This is a genomic window from Aquimarina sp. AWH4_224 (genome assembly GCF_056160245.1).
In genome coordinates, this window is the sequence record NZ_JBSWWU010000003.1 from 319495 (window position 1) to 345793 (window position 26299).

Annotated in this window: 27 protein-coding genes and 1 tRNA gene; 12 read left to right on the forward strand and 16 right to left on the reverse strand. The window is 36.0% G+C overall.

The features are described 5' to 3' along the window. The first annotated feature begins 39 nt into the window (after nucleotides 1-39). Both lgt and ACXAGJ_RS07560 read left to right on the forward strand, forming a co-directional pair. The gene (gene lgt, locus ACXAGJ_RS07555) at nucleotides 40-981 is read left to right on the forward strand and encodes a prolipoprotein diacylglyceryl transferase (RefSeq protein ID WP_474838568.1); all 942 of its coding nucleotides are present in this window, start codon (nucleotides 40-42) and stop codon (nucleotides 979-981) included. Between the two features lie 106 nt (nucleotides 982-1087). Beyond that, nucleotides 1088-2125: a glycoside hydrolase family 5 protein gene (locus ACXAGJ_RS07560; RefSeq protein WP_474838570.1), complete on the forward strand. Its 1038-nt coding sequence runs from the start codon at nucleotides 1088-1090 to the stop codon at nucleotides 2123-2125. 20 nt (nucleotides 2126-2145) lie between these two features. On the opposite strand, the gene ACXAGJ_RS07565 is transcribed toward ACXAGJ_RS07560, so the two are convergent. Further along, the gene (locus tag ACXAGJ_RS07565) at nucleotides 2146-2862 is read right to left on the reverse strand and encodes a sulfite exporter TauE/SafE family protein (protein ID WP_474838572.1); all 717 of its coding nucleotides are present in this window, start codon (nucleotides 2860-2862) and stop codon (nucleotides 2146-2148) included. Between the two features lie 105 nt (nucleotides 2863-2967). On the opposite strand from ACXAGJ_RS07565, the gene ACXAGJ_RS07570 reads away from it, so the two are divergent. Further along, nucleotides 2968-3402 carry an Lrp/AsnC family transcriptional regulator gene (locus ACXAGJ_RS07570; protein WP_474838574.1) on the forward strand — a complete coding sequence of 145 codons (435 nt, stop codon included), beginning with the start codon at nucleotides 2968-2970 and terminating at the stop codon, nucleotides 3400-3402. 54 nt (nucleotides 3403-3456) lie between these two features. On the opposite strand, the gene prfA is transcribed toward ACXAGJ_RS07570, so the two are convergent. Next, entirely contained in the window at nucleotides 3457-4533 is a 1077-nt protein-coding gene (gene prfA / locus ACXAGJ_RS07575; RefSeq protein WP_073317649.1) for a peptide chain release factor 1, read from the reverse strand. Nucleotides 4534-4648: 115 nt separating this feature from the next. Between prfA and ACXAGJ_RS07580 the strand changes: the two genes are divergently transcribed. From ACXAGJ_RS07580 to ACXAGJ_RS07590, 3 genes are all read left to right on the forward strand, one after another. Further along, the gene (locus ACXAGJ_RS07580; RefSeq protein ID WP_474838576.1) at nucleotides 4649-5035 is read left to right on the forward strand and encodes a hypothetical protein; all 387 of its coding nucleotides are present in this window, start codon (nucleotides 4649-4651) and stop codon (nucleotides 5033-5035) included. A gap of 96 nt (nucleotides 5036-5131) precedes the next feature. Continuing rightward, nucleotides 5132-5335, forward strand: coding sequence for a hypothetical protein (locus ACXAGJ_RS07585; protein ID WP_474838578.1), 204 nt, complete (start codon nucleotides 5132-5134; stop codon nucleotides 5333-5335). An 88-nt stretch (nucleotides 5336-5423) separates the two neighbouring features. Then, on the forward strand, nucleotides 5424-5915 hold the full coding sequence (locus ACXAGJ_RS07590) for a peptide-methionine (S)-S-oxide reductase (protein ID WP_474838580.1): 492 nt from the start codon (nucleotides 5424-5426) through the stop codon (nucleotides 5913-5915). Here ACXAGJ_RS07590 and ACXAGJ_RS07595 read toward each other — a convergent pair. The 8 genes from ACXAGJ_RS07595 to ACXAGJ_RS07630 form a co-directional block, all read right to left on the reverse strand. Beyond that, a complete protein-coding gene (locus ACXAGJ_RS07595; RefSeq protein ID WP_474838582.1) occupies nucleotides 5912-7093 on the reverse strand; it encodes an AIR synthase related protein in 1182 nt (393 codons plus the stop codon). The genes ACXAGJ_RS07590 and ACXAGJ_RS07595 overlap by 4 nt on opposite strands. Before the next feature lie 121 nt (nucleotides 7094-7214). Next, on the reverse strand, nucleotides 7215-8705 hold the full coding sequence (locus tag ACXAGJ_RS07600; protein ID WP_474838584.1) for a carboxypeptidase regulatory-like domain-containing protein: 1491 nt from the start codon (nucleotides 8703-8705) through the stop codon (nucleotides 7215-7217). Nucleotides 8706-8757: 52 nt separating this feature from the next. Further along, a complete protein-coding gene (locus tag ACXAGJ_RS07605; protein WP_474838586.1) occupies nucleotides 8758-10230 on the reverse strand; it encodes a CsgG/HfaB family protein in 1473 nt (490 codons plus the stop codon). Nucleotides 10231-10236: 6 nt separating this feature from the next. Beyond that, entirely contained in the window at nucleotides 10237-10641 is a 405-nt protein-coding gene (locus ACXAGJ_RS07610) for a curli production assembly/transport component CsgF (RefSeq protein WP_474838588.1), read from the reverse strand. 104 nt (nucleotides 10642-10745) lie between these two features. Then, the gene (locus ACXAGJ_RS07615) at nucleotides 10746-11468 is read right to left on the reverse strand and encodes a CsgE family curli-type amyloid fiber assembly protein (protein ID WP_474838590.1); all 723 of its coding nucleotides are present in this window, start codon (nucleotides 11466-11468) and stop codon (nucleotides 10746-10748) included. Between the two features lie 24 nt (nucleotides 11469-11492). Continuing rightward, nucleotides 11493-12002 carry a hypothetical protein gene (locus ACXAGJ_RS07620; RefSeq protein WP_474838592.1) on the reverse strand — a complete coding sequence of 170 codons (510 nt, stop codon included), beginning with the start codon at nucleotides 12000-12002 and terminating at the stop codon, nucleotides 11493-11495. An 86-nt stretch (nucleotides 12003-12088) separates the two neighbouring features. Further along, nucleotides 12089-13603 (reverse strand): hypothetical protein, encoded by a 1515-nt coding sequence (locus tag ACXAGJ_RS07625; protein ID WP_474838594.1) that lies wholly within the window; start codon nucleotides 13601-13603, stop codon nucleotides 12089-12091. 317 nt (nucleotides 13604-13920) lie between these two features. Next, on the reverse strand, nucleotides 13921-16107 hold the full coding sequence (locus ACXAGJ_RS07630; RefSeq protein ID WP_474838596.1) for a glutamine synthetase III family protein: 2187 nt from the start codon (nucleotides 16105-16107) through the stop codon (nucleotides 13921-13923). 219 nt (nucleotides 16108-16326) lie between these two features. On the opposite strand from ACXAGJ_RS07630, the gene ACXAGJ_RS07635 reads away from it, so the two are divergent. Beyond that, a complete protein-coding gene (locus tag ACXAGJ_RS07635; RefSeq protein WP_474838598.1) occupies nucleotides 16327-17352 on the forward strand; it encodes a glutamine synthetase beta-grasp domain-containing protein in 1026 nt (341 codons plus the stop codon). Nucleotides 17353-17457: 105 nt separating this feature from the next. Here the strand turns inward: ACXAGJ_RS07635 and ACXAGJ_RS07640 are convergent, their stop codons facing one another. Continuing rightward, on the reverse strand, nucleotides 17458-18411 hold the full coding sequence (locus ACXAGJ_RS07640; RefSeq protein ID WP_474838600.1) for a calcium/sodium antiporter: 954 nt from the start codon (nucleotides 18409-18411) through the stop codon (nucleotides 17458-17460). A 181-nt stretch (nucleotides 18412-18592) separates the two neighbouring features. Between ACXAGJ_RS07640 and ACXAGJ_RS07645 the strand changes: the two genes are divergently transcribed. The 4 genes from ACXAGJ_RS07645 to ACXAGJ_RS07660 all read left to right on the forward strand — a co-directional run bounded on the left by ACXAGJ_RS07645 (nucleotide 18593) and on the right by ACXAGJ_RS07660 (nucleotide 21819). Further along, the gene (locus ACXAGJ_RS07645) at nucleotides 18593-18949 is read left to right on the forward strand and encodes a BlaI/MecI/CopY family transcriptional regulator (RefSeq protein WP_073317215.1); all 357 of its coding nucleotides are present in this window, start codon (nucleotides 18593-18595) and stop codon (nucleotides 18947-18949) included. A 4-nt stretch (nucleotides 18950-18953) separates the two neighbouring features. After that, nucleotides 18954-20555, forward strand: coding sequence for a M56 family metallopeptidase (locus ACXAGJ_RS07650; RefSeq protein ID WP_474838602.1), 1602 nt, complete (start codon nucleotides 18954-18956; stop codon nucleotides 20553-20555). 109 nt (nucleotides 20556-20664) lie between these two features. After that, nucleotides 20665-20820, forward strand: coding sequence for an SsrA-binding protein (locus ACXAGJ_RS07655; RefSeq protein WP_073317209.1), 156 nt, complete (start codon nucleotides 20665-20667; stop codon nucleotides 20818-20820). 180 nt (nucleotides 20821-21000) lie between these two features. Beyond that, on the forward strand, nucleotides 21001-21819 hold the full coding sequence (locus ACXAGJ_RS07660; protein ID WP_474838604.1) for a hypothetical protein: 819 nt from the start codon (nucleotides 21001-21003) through the stop codon (nucleotides 21817-21819). Between the two features lie 58 nt (nucleotides 21820-21877). Here ACXAGJ_RS07660 and ACXAGJ_RS07665 read toward each other — a convergent pair whose 3' ends face one another. Next, complete coding sequence (locus ACXAGJ_RS07665; RefSeq protein WP_474838606.1) at nucleotides 21878-22390, reverse strand: adenine phosphoribosyltransferase; 513 nt, start codon at nucleotides 22388-22390, stop codon at nucleotides 21878-21880. 241 nt (nucleotides 22391-22631) lie between these two features. Between ACXAGJ_RS07665 and ACXAGJ_RS07670 the strand changes: the two genes are divergently transcribed. Then, nucleotides 22632-22705, forward strand: a tRNA-Arg gene (locus ACXAGJ_RS07670). A gap of 94 nt (nucleotides 22706-22799) precedes the next feature. Here the strand turns inward: ACXAGJ_RS07670 and ACXAGJ_RS07675 are convergent. The 4 genes from ACXAGJ_RS07675 to ACXAGJ_RS07690 all read right to left on the reverse strand — a co-directional run bounded on the left by ACXAGJ_RS07675 (nucleotide 22800) and on the right by ACXAGJ_RS07690 (nucleotide 26276). Continuing rightward, nucleotides 22800-23900: a serine hydrolase domain-containing protein gene (locus tag ACXAGJ_RS07675; RefSeq protein ID WP_474838608.1), complete on the reverse strand. Its 1101-nt coding sequence runs from the start codon at nucleotides 23898-23900 to the stop codon at nucleotides 22800-22802. A gap of 7 nt (nucleotides 23901-23907) precedes the next feature. Further along, nucleotides 23908-24624 carry a GNAT family N-acetyltransferase gene (locus tag ACXAGJ_RS07680; protein ID WP_474838609.1) on the reverse strand — a complete coding sequence of 239 codons (717 nt, stop codon included), beginning with the start codon at nucleotides 24622-24624 and terminating at the stop codon, nucleotides 23908-23910. Next, complete coding sequence (locus ACXAGJ_RS07685) at nucleotides 24624-25580, reverse strand: NAD(P)H-dependent oxidoreductase (protein WP_474838611.1); 957 nt, start codon at nucleotides 25578-25580, stop codon at nucleotides 24624-24626. Before ACXAGJ_RS07685 ends, ACXAGJ_RS07680 begins: the two co-directional genes overlap by 1 nt. 117 nt (nucleotides 25581-25697) lie before the next feature. Next, nucleotides 25698-26276 carry an NAD(P)H-dependent oxidoreductase gene (locus ACXAGJ_RS07690; RefSeq protein WP_474838613.1) on the reverse strand — a complete coding sequence of 193 codons (579 nt, stop codon included), beginning with the start codon at nucleotides 26274-26276 and terminating at the stop codon, nucleotides 25698-25700. Nucleotides 26277-26299 lie beyond the last annotated feature (23 nt).

Genomic DNA, 26299 nt, shown 5'->3' on the forward strand with positions numbered 1-26299 from the left:
AGAAATACCTATATTTACTCACGAAAAATAAATCCACCCATGATATTATCAAAAATTGTCTGGAATCCCGTAGAAGGTATTGACCTTGGTTTTTTTGTTATTCGTTTTTATAGCCTGATGTTTGTTGTAGCCTTTTCGCTGGGTTGGTATTTGATGAAGAAAATCTACATCAGAGAAAACATCTCTATGGAAAAACTGGATTCTATCTTCATTTATGCCGTGGTCGCCACATTAATTGGAGCTAGATTGGGTCATGTATTTTTCTACGATTGGGATTATTATAGAAATCATTTGCTAGAAATTATATTACCTTTTAGATTCTCTCCAAAATTTGAATTTATTGGTTTTCAAGGCTTGGCAAGTCATGGAGCTGCCATCGGGATCATTACCGCCATGTATTACTACTCTAAAAAAGTAGTACAAAAACATATCCTATGGGTATTAGACAGAATCGTTATTCCTGTAGCATTTGGAGGAATTTTTGTGAGATTAGGTAATTTTTTCAATTCTGAAATCATCGGGAAAGAATCAGGTGACTCTCCATTTGGAGTGAAATTTATCCGAGATGGAATTAGCAAGTTTGAAGTCGTAAAAGAAACAGGTATCAAAGATGTCAATAAAGCCTATGCTGCTATAGTGGATAACCCGAAATTTTCGGCTCTTTTGGACAGTGTACCTTACAGACATCCAGCTCAATTATACGAAGCTTTTGGTTATGTTTTTGTAGCTATCATCCTTTGGTTGATCTATTGGAAAACAGACAAACGCAACTACAGAGGGTTTATCTTTGGGGTATTCCTAATACTTCTATGGACTGTACGATTTGTAGTAGAATACGTAAAAAAGAGCCAAGGTGGTTTCGAAGAAGCCCTTGGAGATTCACTATCTACTGGTCAATGGCTTAGTATTCCTTTTATTGTCGCAGGAATTTATTTTGTGATTGTTTCATTCAAGAAGAAAGAGGAAGCAACTCAAAATTAAATAACAAATAAATTCTGTATAAATAGTAGTAGTTAACTTCAAAATCTCACACTAAAAGAGACTTCTATTCGTTATTTCAAACATAACCAAATAGAACTTTCACACTATGAGAATCCTGAAGACCTTACTCCTATTTATATTTACTACCTCTTTTGTGATTGCATGCGAATCAGATTCGGATGCTATGCCCAACACCGATTCAACCGGAGGTGATGGTACCGAAGAACCAGATGATTCCTCTTCGATTGTAGAAAAACATGGATTACTCAAAGTTTCCGGAAATCAAATTGTTGGAAAACAAAACGAAGCCGTTCAGTTGCGAGGCATGTCTTTATTTTGGAGTCAGTGGATGGGGCAATACTACACAAAAGAAGCCGTACAATGGTTAAAAGAAGATTGGAATTCTACAATCGTAAGAGCTGCTATGGGTGTGGAAGATGCCGATGGGTATTTAAGTAAACCAGATATTGAAAAACAAAAGATTTTTGCGGTGATCGATGCCGCAATAGAACAAGGCATTTATGTAATAGTTGATTGGCACAGTCATCACGCCGAAGATCATGTAGAAGCAGCTAAAACATTTTTTGCCGAAGTTGCTCAAAAATACGGAGACCAACCTAATGTGATTTATGAAATCTACAATGAACCTCTTCCTGGAGCTTCATGGAATGACATTCTAAAACCTTATCACGAGCAGGTTATCGCTGAAATAAGAAAACACGACGCTGATAATTTAATCATTTGCGGAACACGCTCCTGGTCTCAGGATGTAGATGAAGTTATCGGAAATACAATTAATGATAATAATGTTGCTTATACTTTACATTATTATGCAGCAACCCACAAACAATTTTTAAGAGATAAAGCTCAAAAGGCATTAGACGCAGGGATCGCATTATTTGTAACCGAATACGGGGTTACCGAAGCCTCTGGAGATGGCTTTATAGACACTACCGAAGCACAGGCGTGGTGGGATTTTTTGGATCAAAACAAAATATCCTGGTGTAATTGGTCGATCGCTGACAAACAAGAAGCATCAGCTGCATTAACCCCGGGAGCTAGTGGAACCGGAGGATGGACAGAAAACGAATTAACCACTTCTGGAAAGCTGGTGAGAAGTGAAATCAAAAACAAAAATCCGTAATAATATTCTAACTAGGAATTTTATTTGATCAACAACACAATACCAGACAACAAAAGAATGAGCATAATCATTTTGCTCAAAAACTCCTTGTTGATCACCTTATATACCCATTTTCCTAAAAATAGTGACATCGCAAAGAAAGGAAGTGTCATTAAGGTATATTTAAATTGCTCTATATGCAATATCCCTCCAGCTATCAGCAAAGGGATTCTTGCAAAGGTTACTAATGCCAAAATACCAAACATCGTTGCTCTAAAAGTATGCACGCTAGGTGTAGATGCATTTACCACAACTACGTACAAAGGCCCTCCTGTAGAAAACAGCCCAGAGAAAAAACCTCCTAATAAGCTGAACACAAATTGGAAGCTATTAGATAATCTAAATGAGGCATTAGCCTTTAACTTATAAATAACATACAAAATAATAAATAGCCCTAGTGCTTTTTTTAATAGTAACGGTTTTGCAAAACTTAACAGGATAACACCAATAGCAACCCCTATCAATGAAGACACCGTCATTTTCTTTAATAGGTTTTTATCTATATGTTCCCATTCTTTCCGCATTAAATATAAACTAGAGAACACATAAAAAATAGAAAGGTATGCTATAGCTTCTGGTACTGGCATCGCGAATAGTAAAATCGGTAAAGCGACCAACGCACCTCCAAACCCAAGAATAGTCTGAACAAAAAAACCCACGAAGATGCCTACAGCTAAAACAAGTACAAAAATATCCATGGGTCAAAAGTACTTCTTGAGGCAGATACCAAGAAAAAGAATCAATCGAATTAAAACATATTTACCACTTAAAAAATTGTAATTTTACAAAAAACCAAAAATTCAATGGTAGATCAATTAGATTTAAAAATAATCAATGTGTTGATTAAAAACTCCAAAGCAAGCTACGTAGAATTAGGGAATACAATAGGGTTATCGCCTTCTTCTGTAAGAGAGCGTATTAAAAAAATGGAAGATGAAGGAATCATCAAAAAATATGGAATAACCCTTGACTATGCCAAACTAGGATACGGATTAGAAGTTTTTATCATGCTAAAACTGCATAGTGGTAAACTGGATCCCTTTACCAAAGAATGGAATTCTTTATCCGAAATCAAGGAAATATATAGAGTTACCGGTAATTACAACATTTTCCTGAAAGCCATACTTGTAGATCAAATTCATTTGCAGAAATTTATTGATCAACTCATTTCATACGGAGAACCAACCACACATTTGATCCTTTCGGATCTTACCAATACTATTGATAAACAAGCATAAAAAAGGTGCTTCAAATTTGAAACACCTATGTTGTTATAAGAAAAGAAACTCTGGCTAGAAAACTTCGTTTGATTCCTTCAGTTTTTCAGTATTTTCTACCAACTGTAATTCGTCTATAATTTTTTGGATATCGCCATCTATGATATTTCCTAGATCATAAAGTGTTAGTCCAATCCTATGATCGGTCACCCTACCTTGAGGATAATTATAGGTTCTAATCTTTGCAGAACGGTCTCCAGACGATACCATGCTCTTACGTTTCTCTGAGTCTGCCGCTTGTTTCTTAGCCAATTCTAACTCGTATAATCGAGAACGTAATACTTTCAGTGCTTTTTCCAGGTTTTTATGAGATGATTTTTGATCCTGACAACTCACAATCATACCTGTAGGTTCGTGATGTAGCTTGATCGCAGAATAGGTAGTATTTACCGACTGCCCTCCTGGTCCTGTTGAAGTGGTTCTTTCGATTCGCACTTCGGTCATATCCAATTCTACATCGAACTCTTCTGCTTCGGGAAGCACCATAACCGTAGCAGCACTGGTATGAACACGTCCTTGAGTTTCAGTTTGGGGCACACGTTGCACACGATGTACTCCAGCTTCAAACTTCATGGTACCGTAGGCATCTTCACCATTTACTTCAAAAATGATTTCTTTATATCCTCCACTGGTTCCTTCATTAAGATCTACCACACTAGTACTCCAGCCTTTACCTTCGCAATACTTGGTATACATCCTAAACAAGTCTCCTGCAAAAATACTTGCTTCATCTCCACCCGTTCCTGCACGAATTTCAACCACACAGTTTTTGGCATCTTCGGGATCTTTGGGTACCAACATAAATCTGATTTTCTCCTCAAGAGACGGGAGCTCTTCTTTTGCCTCTTCTAACTGCATTTTAGCCATTTCTACCATTTCGGCATCACTACCGTCAGAAATAATTTCTTCGGCTTCCTTCAAGTTATTTGTCAATTCGATATAACGATCTCTCTCATCCATCAAGGCTTTTAGATCCTTATATTCTTTGTTTAACTTAATATATCTCTTTTGATCCGCAATAATATCCGGCTGAATGATCAAATCACTCACTTCATCAAATCGCTGCTTAACTATATTTAATTTATCAATCATCGTAAATTGTCCTAATCTGTAGAATATACAAAAGTAAGCTTTTTTGAAGAAAAGCCTATACTCTACTTTCATTCTAACTATCGTTTTCTTTTAAAAGTTGTATTTTTAATGCGTCATGAAACAAAACGGAACAAGTACATATCAAAACTTTCCGATAATCAAGTGGTTTTTTCTATTTGCTGCTATTTTTAGTTTTGGCGGGTATTCGCAGTACACCCCTCCTCAAACCAAAAGAGTAGAAATCGAATTACTCTCTGTTACAGCAAGGGATACCAAAAGAACTATTCGTTTTGAAAAGGTTGTACAATCCAAAGAAATCCAGCGTTCTACAATTCATATACAGCAATCACTTCTCGATTTGTCTGATATGCATGCATCTGTTGCTCGCAAATTTCTTAAAAAGCACACACCTCACCTAGCATTATCGCTTAGAAAGAAAATCAATTTTAGTACACCACAAGTATTTCCTGACGAAGATTCTGCTCATTGTATCACGGCTTAGTGTTGTATTCCTAACACTCGCAGCCTAGGACATTCATTTATTTTTTTAAAACCCAGCACCCTTTGTGTTTTCGAGGGGTCATTACCTATTCATAAAATGAGCAGATTAAAAAGAATACTCAGAAGAATACTATTAATTACATTAATCATCATGGCCGCCATGGTTCCTGCACCTATTTTCTTCCAAAAGAAACAGGGAAAGTTCAATAGTGATGATACCATAGAACTCGTAGAGCAAAAACAACAAGACGACTCAGAAGAAGAACAAACTAAAAAACCGGATCAGGAATTGAAATCCTAATCTGAAATCTGGACTTACTCAACCATGCAACGTATCTCATCAAAGTTGTTTTTTATACATTTCGACAAAAGCATTAATTTTATATGCTATGAAATTAGAAAAGATAGGACTAGGTGGCGGATGCCATTGGTGTACCGAAGCTGTTTTTGATGCGTTGCGTGGTGTTACAATTGTAGAACAAGGCTACATCAGTAGTTTTGATGAATTTGAAGCCTATTCTGAAGCGGTTATTATCCACTATGATCCAGATATCATACGGTTACAAGATCTAATAGAAATTCATCTACACACCCACAAAAGCACTTCAAACCATAGTTTTAGAAAAAAGTACAGAAGTGCTATTTACTATTTTGAAACCTCTAAAAAAGAAGAAATACAGCGCATCTTAAAAGACCTGCAAAGTGATTTTGAGCTTCCTATCATCACCTTGGCATTACCTTTTAACGATTTTGTTTCTTCGTCAGAGGAGTTTGTCCAATACTATAGCAAGAATCCCGAAAAACCCTTTTGCAAGAGATATATTCACCCAAAACTTGAATTATTAAGGAAAAAATATACGGATTCGATGATATCAGATTAACTGTAATTATAGGTCCCGTATTCGCTTTTGATCGTAAGTTTTTTCTCTTCCGAAGCCTCTACTCTACCCACAATTTGAGCATCTACATTAAAACTCTTTGAGATGGCAATAATTTCTTCGGCTATATCTGGAGATACATATAATTCCATTCTATGCCCCATATTGAACACCTGGTACATTTCTTTCCAGTCTGTTCCTGAGTTTTCCTGAATTAATCGAAACAAGGGTGGTGTATCAAACAGATTGTCTTTGATAATATGAAGATGATCTACGAAATGTAAGATTTTGGTTTGTGCACCTCCACTACAATGTACCATACCATGAATGTTTGCGCTATCAAATTTCTCTAAAATCTTTTTGATAATTGGTGCATAAGTCCTGGTTGGTGAAAGCACTAATTTACCTGCATCGATTGGAGAACCTTCAACCTCATCCGTAAGTTTGGTCTTACCAGAATACACCAAGTCTGAGGGTACTGATGGATCAAAACTTTCTGGATATGTTTCTGCCAGAATTTTCGAAAACACATCGTGTCTTGCAGAGGTTAAACCATTACTTCCCATCCCACCATTATAGTCTTTTTCGTAAGTAGCTTGTCCAAAAGAAGCTAAACCAACAATAACATCTCCTTCTTGAATGTTAGCATTGTCGATTACATCTTTACGTTTCATTCGAGCAGTCACTGTAGAATCTACAATAATTGTTCTTACCAAATCTCCAACATCGGCAGTTTCACCTCCTGTAGAGTGAATTTGCACTCCAAAGGACTTGAGTTCTTCAAGCAACTCTTCGGTACCATTAATAATTGCAGAAATGACTTCTCCCGGGATCAAATTTTTATTTCTTCCAATGGTAGAAGACAACATGATATTATCTGTGGCTCCAACACAAAGCAAGTCATCGATATTCATGATTAGTGCATCCTGTGCAATACCTTTCCAAACAGAAAGATCTCCTGTTTCTTTCCAGTACATATAAGCCAAAGAAGATTTAGTACCAGCTCCGTCGGCATGCATAATCAAGCAGTACTCCTCATCATTAGTAAGATAATCAGGTACAATTTTACAGAACGCTTTAGGAAAAAGTCCCTTATCTATATTTTTGATAGCGCTGTGTACATCTTCTTTTGCTGCAGAAACACCTCGTTGAGCATATCGCTTACTTACTTCTTGGCTCATAGTCATTAAAATTAAAGCGCAAAGATAATTGAATTAATCACTAATAACGAATAGGAAGTAGTGATTTATTGTAAACGAAAAACTGCTTCTTTCAAACCTCTATTTATTCAAAGACAACTCACTATTCCCAATCGGGCATAGCAGCATTCTCGATAAGTGTATTTCTGTTATCCAGATCAGAAATCAATAAAGTCTGAATATTATTAGCAGAAATACCATCATTAGAAGTATTCACATATATTACTGAAGCCTCATTTGGCGAGAACCTTGCATCCAAATCGTTGGTTCCAGAAGGTTTATCTGTAGAGAGATTTACCAATGGATCTCCACCAAAGCTATAAATAAACATATTAGAATCAAGCCTTCTATAATTAGTGTTTTCTACACCAGAAACGTCTCTGGTATACAACAACCTGGATCCATCAACAGACAAATTGATTCCACCAGCAGCACCCGTTACACCCGTTAGAACGGTTGCTTGTACTACTCCAGCAGTGTTGATAGTGAAGATTTCTACTTCATACCCATCCAGGTTATTTGTCTTCAGGGCTATGATCCCTGTGTTTTCGTTTTTATCTACTTCCGTAATCAAATTACCATTGGTGGTTTGATACACCAATACCAATCCACTTCCTGTAGTATTAATCGAGTATAATTTATCTTGATTCGGGAACAACAATTTAGATCCATTAGCGTCCCATGAGAAATCTATCTCTTCGAGGTTGAAACCTGCTACTCCTAATTGCGAAGTAACCTGCTGCACATCGGACCCATCTTCATTCATAATGAACAAATGAGTTTGCGAACCTACAGATTGTAAAAATGCAATTTTACCTGTGGCCACATTTCTTCTGGGTCTAAAACTATTTTTTGAAGTAGTTGTAAGCGCAATTTCGGTTTCACCACTTTCATCAGCAGAATAGATCACACTGTTCCCATTGACTAATCGAGTATATATAATTCTATTATTTGGAGGACCTGCGGTTTCAAAAGCGAAAGTAGGACTATTTACAGGATCATTAATATCATCACTTGCCGTTACTTGCCAAAAATATTTTGTACTGAAAGACAAATTAGAAAGTGTAAATGTAGTATCAGTAATATTTTCGAACACCTCTACATTAGAATTATCTTCGTTACGCAGAGTTACACTAAAGGTAAGTTCATCATCATCAGGATCACTAATACTCCAAACCAATTCTATTTCTACAGGCACATCTTCGGCATTATCAGTTGGTGTAAGTAGCACCGGAGCATTAGGAGGTCTATTCCCTGCCGTTTCAGCATCCATCTCAAAAACAACTTCCAAGGCTGCATCTGCAATTACAGTAATTCCTTCAAAAGAAGCTAACAAACCTTCGCGCTCCGCAGTTAGAGAGTAATCACCAGCCGGAACATTTTCTAAAACATAGAACCCTTCCGCATTGGTGAATACAGTACTGGTTCCTGGATTCGTAGAGATTTTTACATTTTCCAGAGGTTCATTAGAACCTGATCGTACCACTCTTCCTCTTACCGTTCCTAAACCTGCTACATCAATAGTATCTTCACTACAGGAAACTGCAGAAAAAACCAATACGATTACTATTACTTTATAGATAAATCCTTTCACTTTGTTCTTTTTTTAATTCTAAGCAATCAGCACAACTGATAAAACACATCTACTAGTTGGTAGAAGATCGTTCTTTTCTAACTTTTCTATTTCTTTGTCTTAAATTATACAGCTCTTTTTCTTCGATTTTTTTGGCTCTTCGCGCATCCTTATTCATTTTAATTGGATTATCGAAATACCAGTTTAATCCTAAAGAGAAATTAAAGTATTGATCGTCTCTTTTTCCTTGAGCTATATTATCTAATTCGTCTCCTAACAATACGTTATGAGTAGCATTAGCCAAGAGCCCTATATTATCCGAAACCAAATATTCGATCCCACCTCCATATTGGAATTTGAAAAATGTTCTATCAAAACTATCGCTATTCACACTTCCTATCCCTCCGAAGAAGAAAGGTGACAGTTTTTCAAAGGGTAGTAAAGTCAGTTCTGTATTCAAATCGACTGCATTAAATCCTTCTGAAAATGCATTCTGATTGTTCAACTCAAACTTACTTATATTAGCATGGATGTTAAGATAGGGATTAAAATACCATCGTCCTCCCGCTTTTACAGAGTAGGATAATTCTGCGTTATTATAGTCTCCACGGATTAATGCTCCACCCCCTTGTAGATATACAGATTTCTTACCTCTTCGTTCTTTAAAATATCGGTCGTACAGCCCTGTATTTTGAGCTTCATCTTTTTCTGCTTCATACTCTTGAACCAGATTGTTAACTGTTTCTTGATTTGCATTTACTGCCCAGAGTTTATCTTCGATTCCTTCTATAATTAGGGCTTCAACCGCTTTTTCTATGGCTTCAGAAACCGCCAACTGTGCAGGTTCATTTTTGGTAAATCCGGTTTCGGCTTCTAGCAATCTTCTAAAACGCACATACCTGAAAAAATTAGCGTCTAAGGCCTGAGATAAAATTGTTTTGGATACATACACTGTTTTTAAAATCTTCCCGCTAGAAGTAGAAACGGCTCTAAGATACACAGTGATTCGATCTTGTCGATATTGGGTAGATGCACCCACTCCGAAATATCTAGCTCCCAAACCTCCTGTAATGATGTTGGTATCGTAAGAGACGATTCCACCTTCCAGAATAATTCCTGCATATAACAAAGGAGGTAACTGTGGTTCGTTAGGATTTTTTGATTTTCGGTATTCTTTTCTTGTAGAACGAATGATATTTCGTTCGTTGAGTAGATTACTAAGGTTTTCGCGCTCGATAGGCACAAACCATTTAGAATCTTCTAATGCTTTTATCAAAATTGTAGTTGCCCCTTGAGTAACTGCTGTACTAAACGTACTCCCAGCTTCTGTAGGTTTGTACTGCCCTGTTTGATCTCTAAACTTATACACCCCAACTACTACTGGTTCTTTTGGAGATGGAAGTGCTCTAAGCGTTTTACTTACATCTGAATCTTCTCCAATCCTGGCATTTTCTATGGTAATAGGCTGATTAAAATAAGTTCCGCATCCCGATAGTAAAAGTACGCAAGCAATGATTGCGAGTATTCTATTAAATCTAATGTACATTAATTATTAATTAGGAATTATAACTTGGGATTGGTCTCCTGTACTGGTATCTAATATATTGATGACCAATCCTTCAGCCGAAGGAAAAATTTCTATAAAAAGAGTACCAAAGCTAAACGTACCTTCGGTAAGCCCATCTTGACCAAACTGTTGGTTAAACAGGGTTCTAGAAATTTGATTGAGTAATTGACTATTTAGGTTCTCGGTGAATCGTTCTAAGTCTGATCTATCATCTCCCGAAGCTTCATCGTCTGTAAAGGTATTCTGAGCTTCTGCAGAACTAAGCAACCATTGGTAATTAAAGGTATCACCTCCAAAAGCAGGATTTATTGGACGATATACTAATTCCTGACCAAAAGAAAAACTACAGGCCAAAAATATAAGAACCAGGGTTATTGTAAATGATTTCATGTGTTTGTTTTGTAATTTTTTCAGCTACCCTAAAACTTCTGACTGCTAAAATAGGTATAAACTAATTACCTATTGTATTTGACACTACAATTTATTCAATTTTATCAATACTGAAAGATCTCCTTTTTTTGTTTTTTGAGGTCTTTAAAATATTTAAATACTTTTCTAATAGCCACTTTTGACATTTGTTCTAAATATTCTAAATCTGGTTTACTGATAAATTGATGAATTACATTGTCTTCGATCTTTACCCTTAGTATAGTGGTCCTACCAAAGCTTAAGGTTTCGTAAACTCCCACTACTTTGCTACCATTGATTTGATTTAAGGTGTACGAATTATAAAAGAATTCATAGAAATCTCTTCCTGGTTTTGTTTTTGTTTCTTCGATGACAATCCCTTTGAGTTCTATCCCATCATCAGAAGATTCTTCTACAGGTTCCGGCTTTTTTTCAATTTTTTCATTGAATGCCACACGGTCTTTTCCTATGATTTTTTCTTCTTCATAAATCAACAACAGCACTATAATTTTATCTGTATCATCCGCATTTACGGTTGTAACTGATAAATCCTTAGCTTCATTTGCTTCCAGTGTAAATCTTCCTTGCTGACTATTCTTTGTTAAGTTATTTTGATCATCTGTTCTAAAGACAGTCATCGTGTAACTCAAACTCTTATACACTTCAGAAGTATTGGTGGCTGTTCCTGTAAGAGAAACAGCCCCATCTACTTCTTTAGGTTTAATCTTTGCTACTACATCGGTGTTCGTAAATTGACCTACAGAAACCTGAAAAGTCATTATAAACAACAAAAACACCACTGGTTTCATAGCTATTCGATTGCTCTATATTTTTTAGAAACTTCTGATTACAATAGTTCTGGCATCTCCTGTCATTCTAAACTTCAAGTTTTTAGACAGTTCATTCGTACCAAAACGCTCAAAAATAAGATTGTTACCATCCTGAACAAGTTCAAGGTTGGTCGCTGTATCTGGATTAAAAGAAAAATCAACCACAGAATTATTATTTCCTAATTGTGTAATTTGTTTTTCGATTTCTCTAGCGGTTTCTTCTATAGCTACACTATTTTCATTTCCTTGTTGGAAAATTTTAATATCAGAAGACTCGGCTGCGATATTCGCAAGCACTACGTTATCTGTCCCAATTTGCTGTATAAACACTGCGTTTGTCCCGTTAGCAACCGAAGAGTTCGCTTGCGGAGTAATCGCATTTATTTGGGATAACGTTATAAACTTGTCCTGATCTGTAACCAGAACCTCTTCCTCATCAGCCTCTTGAGCAAATGTCAAAGATGTTCCTAAACACAAAAAAGCAACAAACGTTAAAAGAATATTTGTCTTCATTTCTTTATAGAATTAAATACCCACAGAAGAGTTATGCTAATTTAAGCATAACTCCTCTAAGGTATAAAATTATAGTGACTTTTCTATTATAGTCCGTTTTGCGTAACAACCGCAGAGTTACCAGCTCCTGTTTGGATGATTGTACTTGCGTTAAGATCTCCTAATTGAGTTACGAAAGTGTTATTTCCTAATCCAGTTTGAGTATCGTTAGCTAAGTTACCGTTTCCAAATTGGAAGATATCACTTGTATTTGTTGCTCCGTTTTGGTCAGAGATAGCGATGTTCTCATCACCAAATTGGAAGTGGATCACTAAGTTTCCTTCACCAGCTTCTCCTAAACCAGCTTCTTGAGAAGATTCTGCCACGTTTCCGCTTCCGAACTGGAATTGGTCAGTTACGTTTTCTCCACCAAAAGTTAAGATGTTTTGAGTTGCAGAAGCACTGTTTCCAGCTCCTGTTTGGTTCTGAACGATAGTATTGTTATCCTCTTCGTGTCTTGCGAATGCATCGTTTCCTTCTCCAGACTGAGTTTGGTTGATTACCCCTCCTCTAGAATCAAAGAAGAAACTACCTTGCTCTGCTACAGCGTTGTTTCCAAATCCGTCTTGGTTTTGGATCGCTACGTTATTGTCTCCTGATTGTGTTACAGAAGCAGTATTTTCGTCACCACTTTGTAATTGATCAGAAGCATTTGCAGTTCCGTTTTGAGAAGCGTCAGCAACGTTTCTGTTCCCTAATTGTTGTTGGATAGCAAAGTTATCTCCACCAAAAGAACCTAAGTTTTGAGAGATAGTTGCACTGTTTGACTCTCCTAACTGCCCTTGAAGTGCTCTGTTGTTATCTTCTTCTTGGTTAGCAAACGCAAAGTTTTCGTCTCCTATTTGAATTTGCTGAACTTCTCCTCCTCTTGATTCGAAAGAGCTGCTACCTTGGATAGAGATTGCAGTGTTACCACCACCATCTTGATCTTGTAATAATACGTTGTCTGGTCCCCACTGCTCACCAGTACCTAAATTTGAATCTCCAACTTGACTTTGCTGAGAAGAGTTCCCGTCTCCGATTTGAGCGATAGTTGCTTCGTTAAGGATTCCACTTTGGTTGATGTCACTAACATTGAAACCTCCCTCTTGAGTTGAGGTTGCACTGTTTTCCTCTCCTAATTGTACCTGGAACGCCGTATTAAAGGCTCCTTCTTGAGAGATTACTGCTTGGTTACCATCTCCTTCTTGAAGTTGATTTGCCAAGTTAGCCCCACCTGTAAATGCTAAGTTTTGAGTAGCTGTTGCCGAGTTACCGTTTCCGATTTGCTCTTGATAAATCTCATTCAAAAGCTCTTCGTGCTGAGCCAATGCTTGGTTTCCATCACCAATTTGAGTTTGTTCTACAACTCCAAGAGTAGAGCTAAATGCATCACTACCCTGAATAGCTTCGGCATTGTTACCTACACCTTCTTGTAAAGTAATTGAAGAGTTAGAATCTCCTACCTGAGTAATGTTTGCCAAGTTTTCTTCTCCTGTTTGGCTTACATTACTGGTATTCGACTGGGCAACCATTACCGCTGAGCTTAATAAAGTTGCTAGACTAAGAATTGCTGTTTTCATACGTAATATAATTAAAATGATTAATGAGTTTACAATTGCAATATGGCACAAGAACAAAAAAGATTAGAAAATTCTAATCCTTCTACATGATGTTAAAGTACAGGTATTCTTGGGGAGATTTGTTGGGATAGTGTAAAAATGCAGTACATTTCGACATTGACAAATTTAGAAAAATATTAAGGCTATTTTTATGGATTCTATAACATTTCGACGAAATGCATAAAAAAAAGTCATAAAAACCAAAGTTTCAATGACTTTTCCCAGATTTACTTTACTGACCGTTTTAACACAAAACCAAGATGTAAGTTAATTCCTACTTACCTGGTAAACAGGAGTTCACGGTATTTTGTTAGCGGCCACAACTCATCATCTACCAACAGCTCCAATTTATCGCAATTGTATCGGATCTGATCAAACAGTGGCTTTACTTTATTACAGTAATCAGAAGCTTTTTTCTCTAGGTCTTCAATCTTATTAGCTTTCCTTCTCTCTGCAGTCATCTCATTCACTTTTGTATTAATTTTACCGATGTACTCAGAAATTTCTTCTATAATCTCCATCTGTTCTTTGGCATGGTTCTTAAAATCTTTTCCATACAGTTCTTTCAATCCTGTTACATTATTGATCAACATATTTTGGTATCGAATTCCTGTAGGAATTACATGATTTCTGGCAATATCACCCAAGACTCTACCTTCAATCTGAATTCGCATTACATATTCTTCGATTTCTATCTCATATCTTGCTTTTGCCTCAATCTCATTCATCACACCCATTTTCTCAAAGAGGGCGATATTTTCTTTTGAAACTTTGGCTTTAAGAGCTTCAGGTGTAGTTTTATTATTACTTAACCCTCGTTTTTTTGCTTCTTTTTCCCATTCTTCACTATAACCATTTCCTTCAAAAAGAATATCCTTTGATTTCTTGATATACTCTCTCAACACATTAAAGACAGCTTCATCCTTTTTTAACCCCTTCTTATCAATTAATTTATCTACCTCAATTTTAAAATCTGCTAGCTGTTTCGCTACAATAGTATTTAGGATCGTCATTGGATTTGCACAATTTGCCTTAGATCCTACCGCTCTAAATTCAAATTTATTTCCTGTAAATGCAAAAGGAGATGTTCTGTTTCGATCTGTATTGTCTAACAAAATCTCAGGTATTTTACCTACCACATTCAACTTAAGGTCTGTTTTTTCTTGAGGCGATAGTTTACCATCGGTAACCCCTTCCAGTTCTTTTAGAACAGCCGTCAATTGTTCTCCTATAAATACAGACATAATCGCTGGCGGAGCCTCATTAGCCCCTAATCTGTGATCATTACTGGCTGACGCTATCCCTGCTCGCATTAATTCTTCATTATCGTTAATTGCCTTTATAGTATTTATAAAAAACGTCAAAAACTGAAGGTTGCTCATAGGAGTTTTACCTGGGCTCAACAAGTTTACACCTGTGTTTGTGCTTAATGACCAATTATTATGTTTCCCTGATCCATTTACTCCGGCAAATGGTTTCTCGTGCAGCAAAACTTTAAGATTATGTCTTGCAGCCACTTTACTCATAATGTCCATTAATAATGAATTATGATCCACCGCCAAATTAGTCTCTTCGTATACCGGAGCTACTTCAAATTGATTTGGCGCAACTTCGTTGTGTCTTGTTTTTACAGGAATCCCTAACAACATGCATTCTACTTCGAGATCCTTCATAAAATTTAAAGCTCGGGTAGGAATACTTCCAAAATAATGATCGTCTAATTGTTGTCCTTTTGCAGATGAGTGTCCCAACAGCGTTCTACCTGTCATTACGATATCCGGTCTTGATGCTGCCAGAGCCGAATCAATCAAAAAATACTCCTGCTCCCATCCCAAAGAAGCATTTACTTTTTTTACGTTTTTATCAAAATACTTGGCAACCGCGGTTGCTGCATGATCTACGGATTGTAATGCCCGTAGCAAAGGAGTCTTATAATCCAAGGCCTCTCCTGTATACGCAACAAAGACTGTTGGAATACACAAAGTAGTATCATAAATAAAAGCAGGTGAGGTTGGATCCCAAGCTGTATATCCTCTGGCTTCAAAAGTGTTTCGAATCCCTCCATGCGGAAAAGAAGAGGCATCGGGTTCTTGCTGTACTAACTGCCCTCCCCCAAATTTCTCTATAGCCTGTCCGTTATCAAGAGGTTCAAAAAATGCATCGTGTTTTTCCGCAGTGGCTCCGGTAAGCGGTTGAAACCAATGTGTATAATGAGTAACCCCTTTGGCCAAAGCCCAGTCTTTCATTGCAGAAGCGATCTGATCAGCTATTCTACGATCGATTTTAGAACCATTCTCGATCGCATCCATAACACTGTTATAAGCATCTTTGGTTAAACTCTGTAACATGGTTGTTTGGTTAAATACGTTTTCGCCAAACAATACGGATCTGCGTTCGTTTTCTGTAACCTTCAAAGAACGATGTAGCATCGATTCTTTTAAAGCTTGAAATCTAAGTGTAGACATATTGGTGTAAATTTTGGTACAAATATAAAACAACTTTCTATTGCTAAAATGAAAAATAAGTAATTCAAAAAATGCAATAAATTTAAAATACCCCCTAAAAAAGTAGGGTGTTAATAAAAATATGAATAAATTTAATTATATCACCCCTATTTTTTTTGGTTATACAAAAAGTTAGATTAATTTTGGCGACTTAAGAGTTCAATTTATAAAGTGTTAATTATGAGCAAGTCTAAATTAGAATACATTTGGTTGGATGGATATAAGCCAACTGCTAATCTAAGAAGTAAAACAAAGATTGAAGAAAACTTTAGCGGGAAGCTTGAAGATTGTCCAGTATGGTCATTTGATGGTAGTTCTACAAAACAAGCAGAAGGTGGATCTTCTGACTGTTTATTAAAGCCAGTAGCTATCTATCCAGATCCAACAAGAAGAAATGGATACCTAGTAATGACAGAAGTTTTGAATGCCGACGGTACGCCACACGAATCTAATGCAAGAGCAACAATTGATGATGATGATAATGACTTCTGGTTTGGTTTTGAGCAAGAATACTTTATCATGGACAAAAACACTCAACTACCTTTAGGATTCCCTGTTGGTGGTTATCCTGGTCCTCAAGGAATGTACTACTGTTCTGTAGGTGGTAAAAACACACACGGTAGAGATTTTGTTGAAGAGCATGCAGATCTTTGTATTGATGCCGGACTTAACTTTGAAGGAATCAACCAAGAGGTTGCTAGTGGACAGTGGGAATTCCAATTATTCTCTAAAGGAGCTAAAAAAGCTGGAGATGAGATTTGGGTAGCTCGTTATTTATTAGATCGTCTTACTGAAAAGTATGGATATTATATTGAATATCACCCAAAACCAATTAAAGGTGATTGGAATGGTTCTGGTATGCATGCTAACTTCTCTAACGAAGTATTAAGAACTTGTGGTTCTAAAGAAGTATACGAAACAATTTGTGAAGCTTTCAGACCGGTTACCAAAGAACACATTGAAGTTTACGGTGAATTCAATGATCAAAGATTAACAGGAGATCACGAAACACAATCTATTCATGAATTCTCTTATGGAGTATCTGATAGAGGAGCATCGATCAGAATTCCTATCATCACTGTAGAAAAAGGATGGAAAGGATGGTTAGAAGATCGTCGTCCTGCTTCAAACGGAGACCCATATAAGATTGCTGCTAGAATTGTAAAAACAGTTAAGACTGCTGACGTAGAAGCATTATTAGCTTAATCATACATGAACTAACCAATCCGTTAGTTAAACGCAAAAAAACCTCTAAGAAAATTCTTAGAGGTTTTTTGTTATTGTAAAGGTTTTCTTTTAGAAAACCAGATCTTATTTTATAAACACCAAAGCAATAAAAATACAATAGGCCACAAATATCAAAAGACCTTTTGGTCGTGTTAGTGTCATTTTTTTATGTACAAATGCCAGCGGTAGTAAAATCAAAGCAAAACCTAACATCCAGTAGATATTGACTCCCATTAAACTTTCATCTTTTACCGCGATAGGTTGAATCATAGCCGTGATTCCCAATACCGAAGCGATATTAAAAATATTAGATCCAATCAGGTTTCCTAAAGAAATTGCCTTTTCCTGTTTTAATGCAGCGATCACCGAAGCCGCCAATTCAGGAACACTAGTACCTACAGCAATTAGCGTAACTGCAATTACTCCTTCACTTACCCCCATACTCAATGCTATATCTTCTGCACCTTTTACCAACAATTCTGATCCAAAATATAGCGCTGTACCTCCAATCAGTAACCAAACTACGATTTTAAACCCTGAAGTTTTCTCCAAAGAATCGTCAACCTCTTCAAGAGTAGCATCCGCAAATTTTCTTGATCTCCTGATCAATAAAAAGAGATATATTAATAAAGATGCAAAAAACAACAATCCTTCTAGTTGTGTCAAAACTCCATCATTCTTTAACACCAAATACAACCCAAACGATAATAATACCATTACTGGCCAATTGAATTTGTAAAAATCCCTATCGATTGCAAGAGGTCCAATAATAGCTGTGATTCCTAATACCAATCCAATGTTTGCTATATTCGATCCAATCACATTACCCAATGATATATCGGATAAACCATCTAATGCCGCCTGGACACTAACCAATAACTCTGGAGCCGAAGTGGCAAAAGAGACAACGGTAAGCCCGATAACCATTTTTGATAGCTTTAACCGAAAAGATAACGCAACTGAAGAACGTACCAGAAATTCCCCTCCTACTACAAGAAGAACAAGTCCTATCAATACATAGAGTATACTTAAAAACATTGTTTATTATTTGGATGCGAATATAGATAATAAGAAACGGATAAGGTAATTCTACATCTACTTTTTATGAAATTTTGACGGCCTATTTTCAGCTGAAAACTATAAAATTCGTTAAATAACTAAAAAAATAGTTTCATAACTAAAATTATAGTTATATATTTGACCTATAACAAATACAATCATGGAAAAACTTACAACAAAGGAAGAAGAAATCATGAAAGCACTTTGGAAACTTGAAAAAGCATTTGCCAAAGAAGTACAAGCAGAACTAGGGACATCTGCACATTACAACACCGTATCCACCATTATTCGAAATCTGCAAGATAAAGGATACGTCGGCCACAAGGCTTTTGGTAAAACACATCAATATTTCCCTGTGATTACCAAAGAAGAATATCGCAGTCGTTTTGTAAGCAAAGCCATGAAAGAATATTTTAATGACTCTTATAAAAATTTGGTTTCCTTTTTTGCAAAAGAAGAAAAAATTACAGCCGAAGAACTTAGAGAGATTTTAGAAGTTATCGAACAAAAAAAATAATGATATGGAAGCTTTTATCTTTTACACACTTAAAGTAGGTTTTCTACTCTCCTTATTTTATGGAGTATATTTCATTTTACTTCGTAAAGACACATTTTTCTCAGTCAATCGCCATTTCCTATTGTCTGGGATTATCGCATCACTTTTACTACCCTTTGTAGAATTTACTACTGTGACTTATATAGAACCCACTCTTGCTACAGCATCTATTATACAACCGACCAACCTCACGCCAACCCAAAATACTTCTGTAAATTGGTGGTTCGTTGGGATTACTATATATGCTGTTGGAGTATTTCTTATGATGATCCGTTTTCTAATACAGGTACTATCTCTACGTCGTTTGATACACAAACAACCTATACAAAAGGAAGGGAAATTCAAGCTTATTGAAGTCGAAAAAGACATCGCCCCTTTTTCCTTTTTGAATACCATTGTCTATAATCCCGCTTTACATACCCAGGAAGAACTAGAAATGATTATCACTCATGAAAAGATACATGCGCATCAACTACATACACTAGACACCCTAATCGGCCATCTTTTTGTCATTTTTCAATGGGCAAATCCATTAGCTTGGTGGTATAAAAAAAGTCTGGAGCAAAATCTAGAATTTATCGCAGATCGGGAAGCTTCCAACAATTTATCCTGCAAAAAAGAATATCAACTTACTTTAATCAAAGTATCATCAAATAATACCGTTGCTATTGTCAACAATTTTTATCAATCATTAATCAAAAAACGAATAGTTATGCTAAACAAAAAAGATTCAAACAAACAGAATTTATTAAAGACTTTTGCGATCCTGCCTCTGCTCAGTGTTTTCTTATGGAGTTTCAACACCACTACCATAATCAAAGAAAAAACCACTTCAGCAACAAACAGTTCATATACCTATTTTATATCAAAGGATAGTAAAACAGTGAAATTTATCATTAATAAAAGCTCTTCTAAACAGGATCTGGAGAGTATCAAAAAAACATTGGAAGATGAGTATTCTGTTAAAATCAGTTTTTCTAACATCAAACGCAATGGTGATGGAGAGATTCTAAGAATCGAAATGAAAATGTCTTCAGAAAAAAGCAATGCCAATTATGCTATAGAAAATGATGCTCCAATAAATCCGATTACGATTACGTATAACAGTAAAACCAAAAAAATTAATATCAGCCAATCCGAGAATGGCAACATTCATGTTTGGTCTTCAAAAAAGAGTAAGAAAAAAATTGTAGAAATTGATTATGACGAAGACGAAGACTCTGATGGGGAGCATAATATTTCTATAGTAACTAGTGGTAAAACCAAAATAATCACCAAAAAGGACAAAAACGGTAACATTATTACCGAAGAGATTCACGGAGATGACGATGATAATATTTTTAAAATACACACCAATGACAAAAAAACCTTTGCATTCACGACTAATACCGGCGGCAAAGAGCCATTATTTTTTATCGATGGTAAAAAAGTGGAGGCCTCAGACATGAAAAACTTAGACTCAGATGATATTGAAGAAGTGAATGTGTATAAGGGTGAAAAGGCAAAAAAGAAATTTGGTGCAGAAGCAAAGAATGGAGTGGTTGAAATCATTACCAAAAACAAGTAATCCAGTATCCATTTTATCTTCTGCTAACTGATAGAGCATAAATAAATTATCTCATAATTTCAATCAAAAAACTCATCTTCTAAAGGTGAGTTTTTTGTAATTTTACAACATGAAAAATCAACTATTTGCCATCCTAGCCAAAATCAACAAACTAATCCTACCTAGCTTTACAAAAAGGAGATTAGACCTTAGTAAAGCCTCTAAACTTCAACTCGCTATTTTTGGCTGGAGACTTTATGTCACCAAAAGAGCGCTAGACGCTTAAATTAATTTCATTGATATCCAGAGTGATTCAATAAACTATTAAGAAGATTGCTTATCAAATAGCCAAAAATTCCTAGGCTTTTGCTCAATGCGGTCATTTTTCTGCAACAGCTACTTTCTCTTCTCGTATTTAAAGTAGCAATTGAGTATTTCACAATCAAAAAAACCAAAAAACAATCATATGAAAAAGTGGATCATTTTAGGAATGGGTATACTGGGTATACTATCCTTGTCAGCATTTTCTACAAATCACAACATGACCGACATCACCGAAGCATTACAAGACGAAGTTACTGCGGTCATCAGCAAAAATACCACTGAACAAGAATTAGAAGATTTAAAAACGTTTTTTGCGGAGAATGGTATCGAATTGATCATTAAAAAAGTGGCATATAATGATCAAAATGAGATTACTACTCTAAATATTACCTTAAAAAAGGGAAATTCGAAAAGCCAGTATTCTTCATCTTCTTCGGAGCCTATTTCTAAAATAGAACTGGGTTTCAAAAATGACAGTTTATATATCAATCAGCCGGGATCTTTTGATATCGCCTCTTTTGGTAATCAACATACGTTTACCTTTCCAAAAGTAGCAGTAGACAGCCTTTTGAAACAACAAAACTTTGCTTTCAACTTTGATTTTGATGAAGAAAACGATTCTTTGTTTTTTAATGGACGAGGTTTTGATATGAAAAAGTTCAAGGACATGATGAAGCAATCATTTTCTTTTAACCAAGACGAAAACGGAAACTTCTTTTTCAACGGTCAACAAATCCCTAATATCAATGCCAGATTTGGTCCAAAATTCAGATTTGTAGACGATCCAAATATCGAAAAGCTAATCATCATTGATGGAAAAGAGGCTGATTTTGAAACGTTGGATACCTTGGCGAAAGATGACAAGTTAGCAGAGGTTGATTTTCTAAAACCACAAACAGCCATTAGCGTTTATGGAGAAAAAGCAAAAGACGGGGCAATAATCGCAACTACCAAAAATTAGGTAGTACTTCTTTATATTGAGTTTGACGAAAAACCTTCACCGATCTGGTGGAGGTTTTTTAGTATTGTAACAAAGCTACAGTATCGGATTCTAGCTTCTCTCTTCCTTTCAGAAAGTCCAACTCCATAATAAAATTGCATTGTACAATAATCCCTCCGGCTTCTTTGACCAATTGACACACTGCAGCTGCTGTACCTCCAGTTGCCAACACATCGTCATGAATCAAAACACGTTCTCCAGGTTGTATAGCATCCTCGTGCATTTCTAAGGTATCTTCGCCATATTCTAACCCATAGTTTTTTGATTTCACTTTGTAAGGCAGCTTCCCTTTTTTACGCACTGGTACAAAGCCAGCTCCTAAACGTTCTGCAATCATGGTTCCTATAATAAAACCTCTCGCTTCGATACCGATCACTTTATCCACAGTAGTATCCACTGGGCAAAATGCGGCTAGTTGATCTGCACAATACACCAAAGCTTTATGATTCGCTAATAATGGGGTGATATCTTTAAATAAAATTCCAGGTTTCGGAAAGTCGGGAATATCTCTAACAAATTCTTTTACATCCATTGGCCCAAAATAATGAAATTTAAAAAAAGAAGGCAAAAAATAATTAATACCCCTAAAAACAATCCTTGTCTTGAACTAAGATTGACAAATCTATAGGATAAAAATAGCTGTCTAATCCATGATTTTTGAAGGTATCTTGCTTAGAATCAAATCAGGTAGCTTTTCTTTATAGAAAAATTAAGATTATATTTTGTTATGAGGATAAAAAACACCTATATTTGCACCCGCAATAATTAAAAAAGGCCTCGTAGCATAACTGAATAGTGCACTTGATTACGGCTCAAGAGGTTGCAGGTTTGAATCCTGCCGAGGTCACTTAAGAATGAAAAGCTCACCAAATGGTGGGCTTTTTTGTTTGTACCATACTTTCTATATGAGAAACACAGCATGGTCATGATTTTTAAAGTGATTATTTTACACTTTCAACAATAGCATTTACCAATTCATAGGTATTAAACAAAGGTGTTGCCTGTGATATGCAATAAGAAAGTACGGTTTTGGTACTTGGGCAATACCCAATATACGTACCATAAAATCCATAATGTCCAAAGAAAGTATAATTATTGTAAACAGACTTATAAACTCCCAACCCATATGGAAGGTGGTCTTTTATAGTAGGCTGTACGGCAATCATTTTCTGTAATGATGTTTCAGAAATAAGTTTTTTGTTAAAAAGAGCTTCAATAAAAGTAGCCAAATCTTGGTGCGTACTCACCAATCCCCCTCCAGACCAATCAAAAGAGGTATTTACCATATCAAAATCGATGTTACCTATATACTGATGTAATCTGGCCTTATTGGTTTCGGTTTTTTCATAAAACTCGAAATAAGTGTCTTTTAAATCCAGCGGACGCAAAATACGATCTCGAATGGAATGCGATAATGGCTTTTGTTCTAATTGTTCTATTAATAAACCTAGCAGCACATAGTTCATATCAGAATAGTGCCAACCCTCATCAGGTCTAGATTTAGTTTCCTTATGTAACCCAAATTCAAAATACAAATCGACTATATCTTTAGGTTGGTATTGCCGTTCTGGATTTTGCATCACACGCTCAAAAAAAGCTTCCTGTTTGTCATTAAAAATATCAGCTAATCCACTTTTGTGAGATAGTAGCTGTTCAATACTTATTTCTTTAGCAAAAGCTAAGTTGTCATAATAATGAAATTCATCCAACTTCAAATATTCGATATCCTTTAGGTATGGATATATCTTGTCCGAAAGACTAAATTTCCCCTCTTCCTGTAATTGCAAAATAATGGTGGATACAAACAACTTTGTACTACTGGCAATTTTAAACTGATCTGTTGATAATGCCTTCTCTCCTTCTTTTTCACGCAGTCCAACCACTTGATCTATAAGTACGCCATCCTGGTTTTTTATATACACAGAAATGCTATGTACAGGATTTTCTGATATGGAGTCTAATTTACTAGACAAAAGTTGATTTATATTTTGAGCATTAGCAGGAATCATAACGCTGAATAGGATTAAACAAATGTACTTCATAATTGTTCTATTGAATGGTGTATGACTTTAAATATCCATGGTTCTGAAAACCAAGCTTCTGATAAATAGGTGCTCCTAATTTTGAAGCTACCAGATGAATATAATCACTTTCGTTTCTCAACGCTACTGAAAGTAAATGTTGGGTCATTTTCTTGCCTAATCCCAATCCTCGGTATTCTTTTTTAGCTCCAATCATATGTAATCCCGAATCGCCATTAGCATCTACAAATACGATTCCACAACTTACATATTTATTTTCATGTTTTCCTAAGAATAACTGAACTTTTGTACTCTGAATTAAAGGCGCAATAGTGCTCTCATAAATTTGGTAACCAAATGCTGTAGACGCAATTTTTGCAAATGTTCGCGCACTCAAAACATCTGTTACTTTTTCAATTTCTGGATAGACACTATGTTGAATCTTATCATCAATTTTCTTCGTCATTGCCGCTACAGAAGATGTCTGAGTAAATCCCTTTGATCGTAAGAGCATTTCAAGTACTTCATTTTCCTCTACTGCTACGGATTTGGAGAGATGATGATTTGTGATCCTTTGTTTTAATGCTTCAATATGGTGTTCTTTAAGATCGAATATTTTAGAGGGCCAAGTGGCATCTTTGGGGGAAAGACTGGAAAACCCATCATATTGATGAAAATATCCTCCCACTTGACCGATATGTCTCCAAAATTCAAATTGATGTTGTATAGCCGCTGGTATCATCATTAAGCATATTCAATGGTTGACGCTTCAATAAGAGCAGCAGAATCTTCGTAGAAACGATATTCTTTTATCATTTCATCTTCAATCACACAAAGTTGTACCCAATTACTATTGAATAGTTTTCCTGAACTTTTTACCAAATGCGAGAAGGTACCTTTGGCAACCACCAAATTATCGGCTGCTTCAACAACGGTTTCTACTACAAATGCTTTGGTTTCAAAAAGGGCTATAATGTTGTTTAGAAATTGTTTTGCTTCCTTTCGGGTGCGATAAATACCGTGAAGCTGTTCTGTGGGTCGCTCTTCTTCTTTTACACTCACGATATAACAATCTGGATGAAAAACATTGAGTACAGCTTCTAAATCTCCTTGTTGAAAAGCATTAAAATACGCTTGTACTACTTCTGCATTGGTTTTCTTTGGTTTAGGATTTGATGCTACAAGAGCGGAAAACGCTTTATCCAGATGTTGTAACTCTGTTGCATCTTTGATGACATTTTGATCCATATCAAAAGCCTCATTAAAACTGCCAAGAGAATAGGTCGCACTTAGAACTCCTCCCCATAATGGAACTAACTTTGCTAATATGGACAAGTGGGTACGTGCACCTGTAGCGCCAGGAGAAGTACTTAACAACAAGACTGGTTTTTCTCCAAAGAAACGTTGAGTGATTACAGATAGCCAATCCAAGGTGTTTTTCAAAAATGCAGATGGCAAACCATTGTGCTCTGGCGAGGCTATAATAAAACCCTCACTTTCTTGAAAAATCGCATACAACTCTTGTATTGATTTTGGAATTCCCGTAGCCTGTATTTGAGGTGAATAGATGGGAGCTTCAAATTTTTTAAGATCGATAAATCGGATATCATGATTGGGGTATCTTTTAATTACCGAGTGAATTAGTTTTTCGTTAATGGAATCTTGGCTGTTACTGCCAGAAAAGGCTAAAATATTTTTCATTTCATTCTATTTTTAATTAATATTGATACAAATTTCCTGATATCTCTCTCAAAACATTTGTTTGAGCAGAAATTTGATTTGTTCTAAAAGTGATTTCGTTTGTACGTTATTTCATTTTCATTGTACTCTTGCTCCTAGTTGATTTACTTTGGTAAGCCATTGATCACGTTGTTTTTCTGTCGAGTCTTTGACTGCAGCGAGATATGTAACCTTTACTGGCTTTACACCGCAGAACTCCAGAACTCCTTTTTTAAACTGATTGATAGCTGGGTTTTTCATCACCAAACTATTGTACCAACTCACTGTATCTGCAGTTACAATAATTCGTGCCGTTTTCCCTTTCAATAATTTATCTGGAAACAATTTTCCCTTTTGATATTTGAAAGTTATCCCTGGTAAAAAAGTACGGTCGATAAAGCCTTTCAGTAATGCAGGAATGCCATACCACCACATCGGAAAAACCCAAACCAGATGTTCGGCTTCTTTTATTTTTTTGATAGCCATTTCCAAATCAGGCTCCAATGCATATGGAATTCTGTAGCCGTATTTCAAGTTCGGATCAAACTGAAGCTCCGAAAGGTTTATGGTTTCTACCCTGGCGCTTCCCGAGATTGCGCCTTTTTTATAGCTTTCGGCCAAAGCCCAGTTAAAACTTTCTTTATCAGGGTGTCCGTTGATGATAAGTACTTTTTTCATGTTTATTCATTTTTTAATGCTTC

Excerpts from the sequence above, each read along its gene's own strand:
- ACXAGJ_RS07580 (WP_474838576.1), top strand. The coding sequence starts at position 4,649 with ATGAAACAAAACGGAACAAGTACATATCAAAACTTTCCGATAATCAAG.
- ACXAGJ_RS07660 (WP_474838604.1), top strand. The coding sequence starts at position 21,001 with ATGAAAAAGTGGATCATTTTAGGAATGGGTATACTGGGTATACTATCC.
- ACXAGJ_RS07625 (WP_474838594.1), bottom strand. The coding sequence starts at position 13,603 with ATGAAAACAGCAATTCTTAGTCTAGCAACTTTATTAAGCTCAGCGGTA.
- lgt (WP_474838568.1), top strand. The coding sequence starts at position 40 with ATGATATTATCAAAAATTGTCTGGAATCCCGTAGAAGGTATTGACCTT.
- ACXAGJ_RS07650 (WP_474838602.1), top strand. The coding sequence starts at position 18,954 with ATGGAAGCTTTTATCTTTTACACACTTAAAGTAGGTTTTCTACTCTCC.
- ACXAGJ_RS07595 (WP_474838582.1), bottom strand. The coding sequence starts at position 7,093 with ATGAGCCAAGAAGTAAGTAAGCGATATGCTCAACGAGGTGTTTCTGCA.
- ACXAGJ_RS07655 (WP_073317209.1), top strand. The coding sequence starts at position 20,665 with ATGAAAAATCAACTATTTGCCATCCTAGCCAAAATCAACAAACTAATC.
- ACXAGJ_RS07565 (WP_474838572.1), bottom strand. The coding sequence starts at position 2,862 with ATGGATATTTTTGTACTTGTTTTAGCTGTAGGCATCTTCGTGGGTTTT.
- ACXAGJ_RS07665 (WP_474838606.1), bottom strand. The coding sequence starts at position 22,390 with ATGGATGTAAAAGAATTTGTTAGAGATATTCCCGACTTTCCGAAACCT.
- ACXAGJ_RS07675 (WP_474838608.1), bottom strand. The coding sequence starts at position 23,900 with ATGAAGTACATTTGTTTAATCCTATTCAGCGTTATGATTCCTGCTAAT.
- ACXAGJ_RS07615 (WP_474838590.1), bottom strand. The coding sequence starts at position 11,468 with ATGAAACCAGTGGTGTTTTTGTTGTTTATAATGACTTTTCAGGTTTCT.
- ACXAGJ_RS07645 (WP_073317215.1), top strand. The coding sequence starts at position 18,593 with ATGGAAAAACTTACAACAAAGGAAGAAGAAATCATGAAAGCACTTTGG.
- ACXAGJ_RS07620 (WP_474838592.1), bottom strand. The coding sequence starts at position 12,002 with ATGAAGACAAATATTCTTTTAACGTTTGTTGCTTTTTTGTGTTTAGGA.
- ACXAGJ_RS07605 (WP_474838586.1), bottom strand. The coding sequence starts at position 10,230 with ATGTACATTAGATTTAATAGAATACTCGCAATCATTGCTTGCGTACTT.
- ACXAGJ_RS07640 (WP_474838600.1), bottom strand. The coding sequence starts at position 18,411 with ATGTTTTTAAGTATACTCTATGTATTGATAGGACTTGTTCTTCTTGTA.
- ACXAGJ_RS07630 (WP_474838596.1), bottom strand. The coding sequence starts at position 16,107 with ATGTCTACACTTAGATTTCAAGCTTTAAAAGAATCGATGCTACATCGT.
- ACXAGJ_RS07570 (WP_474838574.1), top strand. The coding sequence starts at position 2,968 with ATGGTAGATCAATTAGATTTAAAAATAATCAATGTGTTGATTAAAAAC.
- ACXAGJ_RS07685 (WP_474838611.1), bottom strand. The coding sequence starts at position 25,580 with ATGAAAAATATTTTAGCCTTTTCTGGCAGTAACAGCCAAGATTCCATT.
- ACXAGJ_RS07610 (WP_474838588.1), bottom strand. The coding sequence starts at position 10,641 with ATGAAATCATTTACAATAACCCTGGTTCTTATATTTTTGGCCTGTAGT.
- ACXAGJ_RS07690 (WP_474838613.1), bottom strand. The coding sequence starts at position 26,276 with ATGAAAAAAGTACTTATCATCAACGGACACCCTGATAAAGAAAGTTTT.
- ACXAGJ_RS07585 (WP_474838578.1), top strand. The coding sequence starts at position 5,132 with ATGAGCAGATTAAAAAGAATACTCAGAAGAATACTATTAATTACATTA.
- prfA (WP_073317649.1), bottom strand. The coding sequence starts at position 4,533 with ATGATTGATAAATTAAATATAGTTAAGCAGCGATTTGATGAAGTGAGT.
- ACXAGJ_RS07635 (WP_474838598.1), top strand. The coding sequence starts at position 16,327 with ATGAGCAAGTCTAAATTAGAATACATTTGGTTGGATGGATATAAGCCA.
- ACXAGJ_RS07560 (WP_474838570.1), top strand. The coding sequence starts at position 1,088 with ATGAGAATCCTGAAGACCTTACTCCTATTTATATTTACTACCTCTTTT.
- ACXAGJ_RS07680 (WP_474838609.1), bottom strand. The coding sequence starts at position 24,624 with ATGATGATACCAGCGGCTATACAACATCAATTTGAATTTTGGAGACAT.
- ACXAGJ_RS07590 (WP_474838580.1), top strand. The coding sequence starts at position 5,424 with ATGAAATTAGAAAAGATAGGACTAGGTGGCGGATGCCATTGGTGTACC.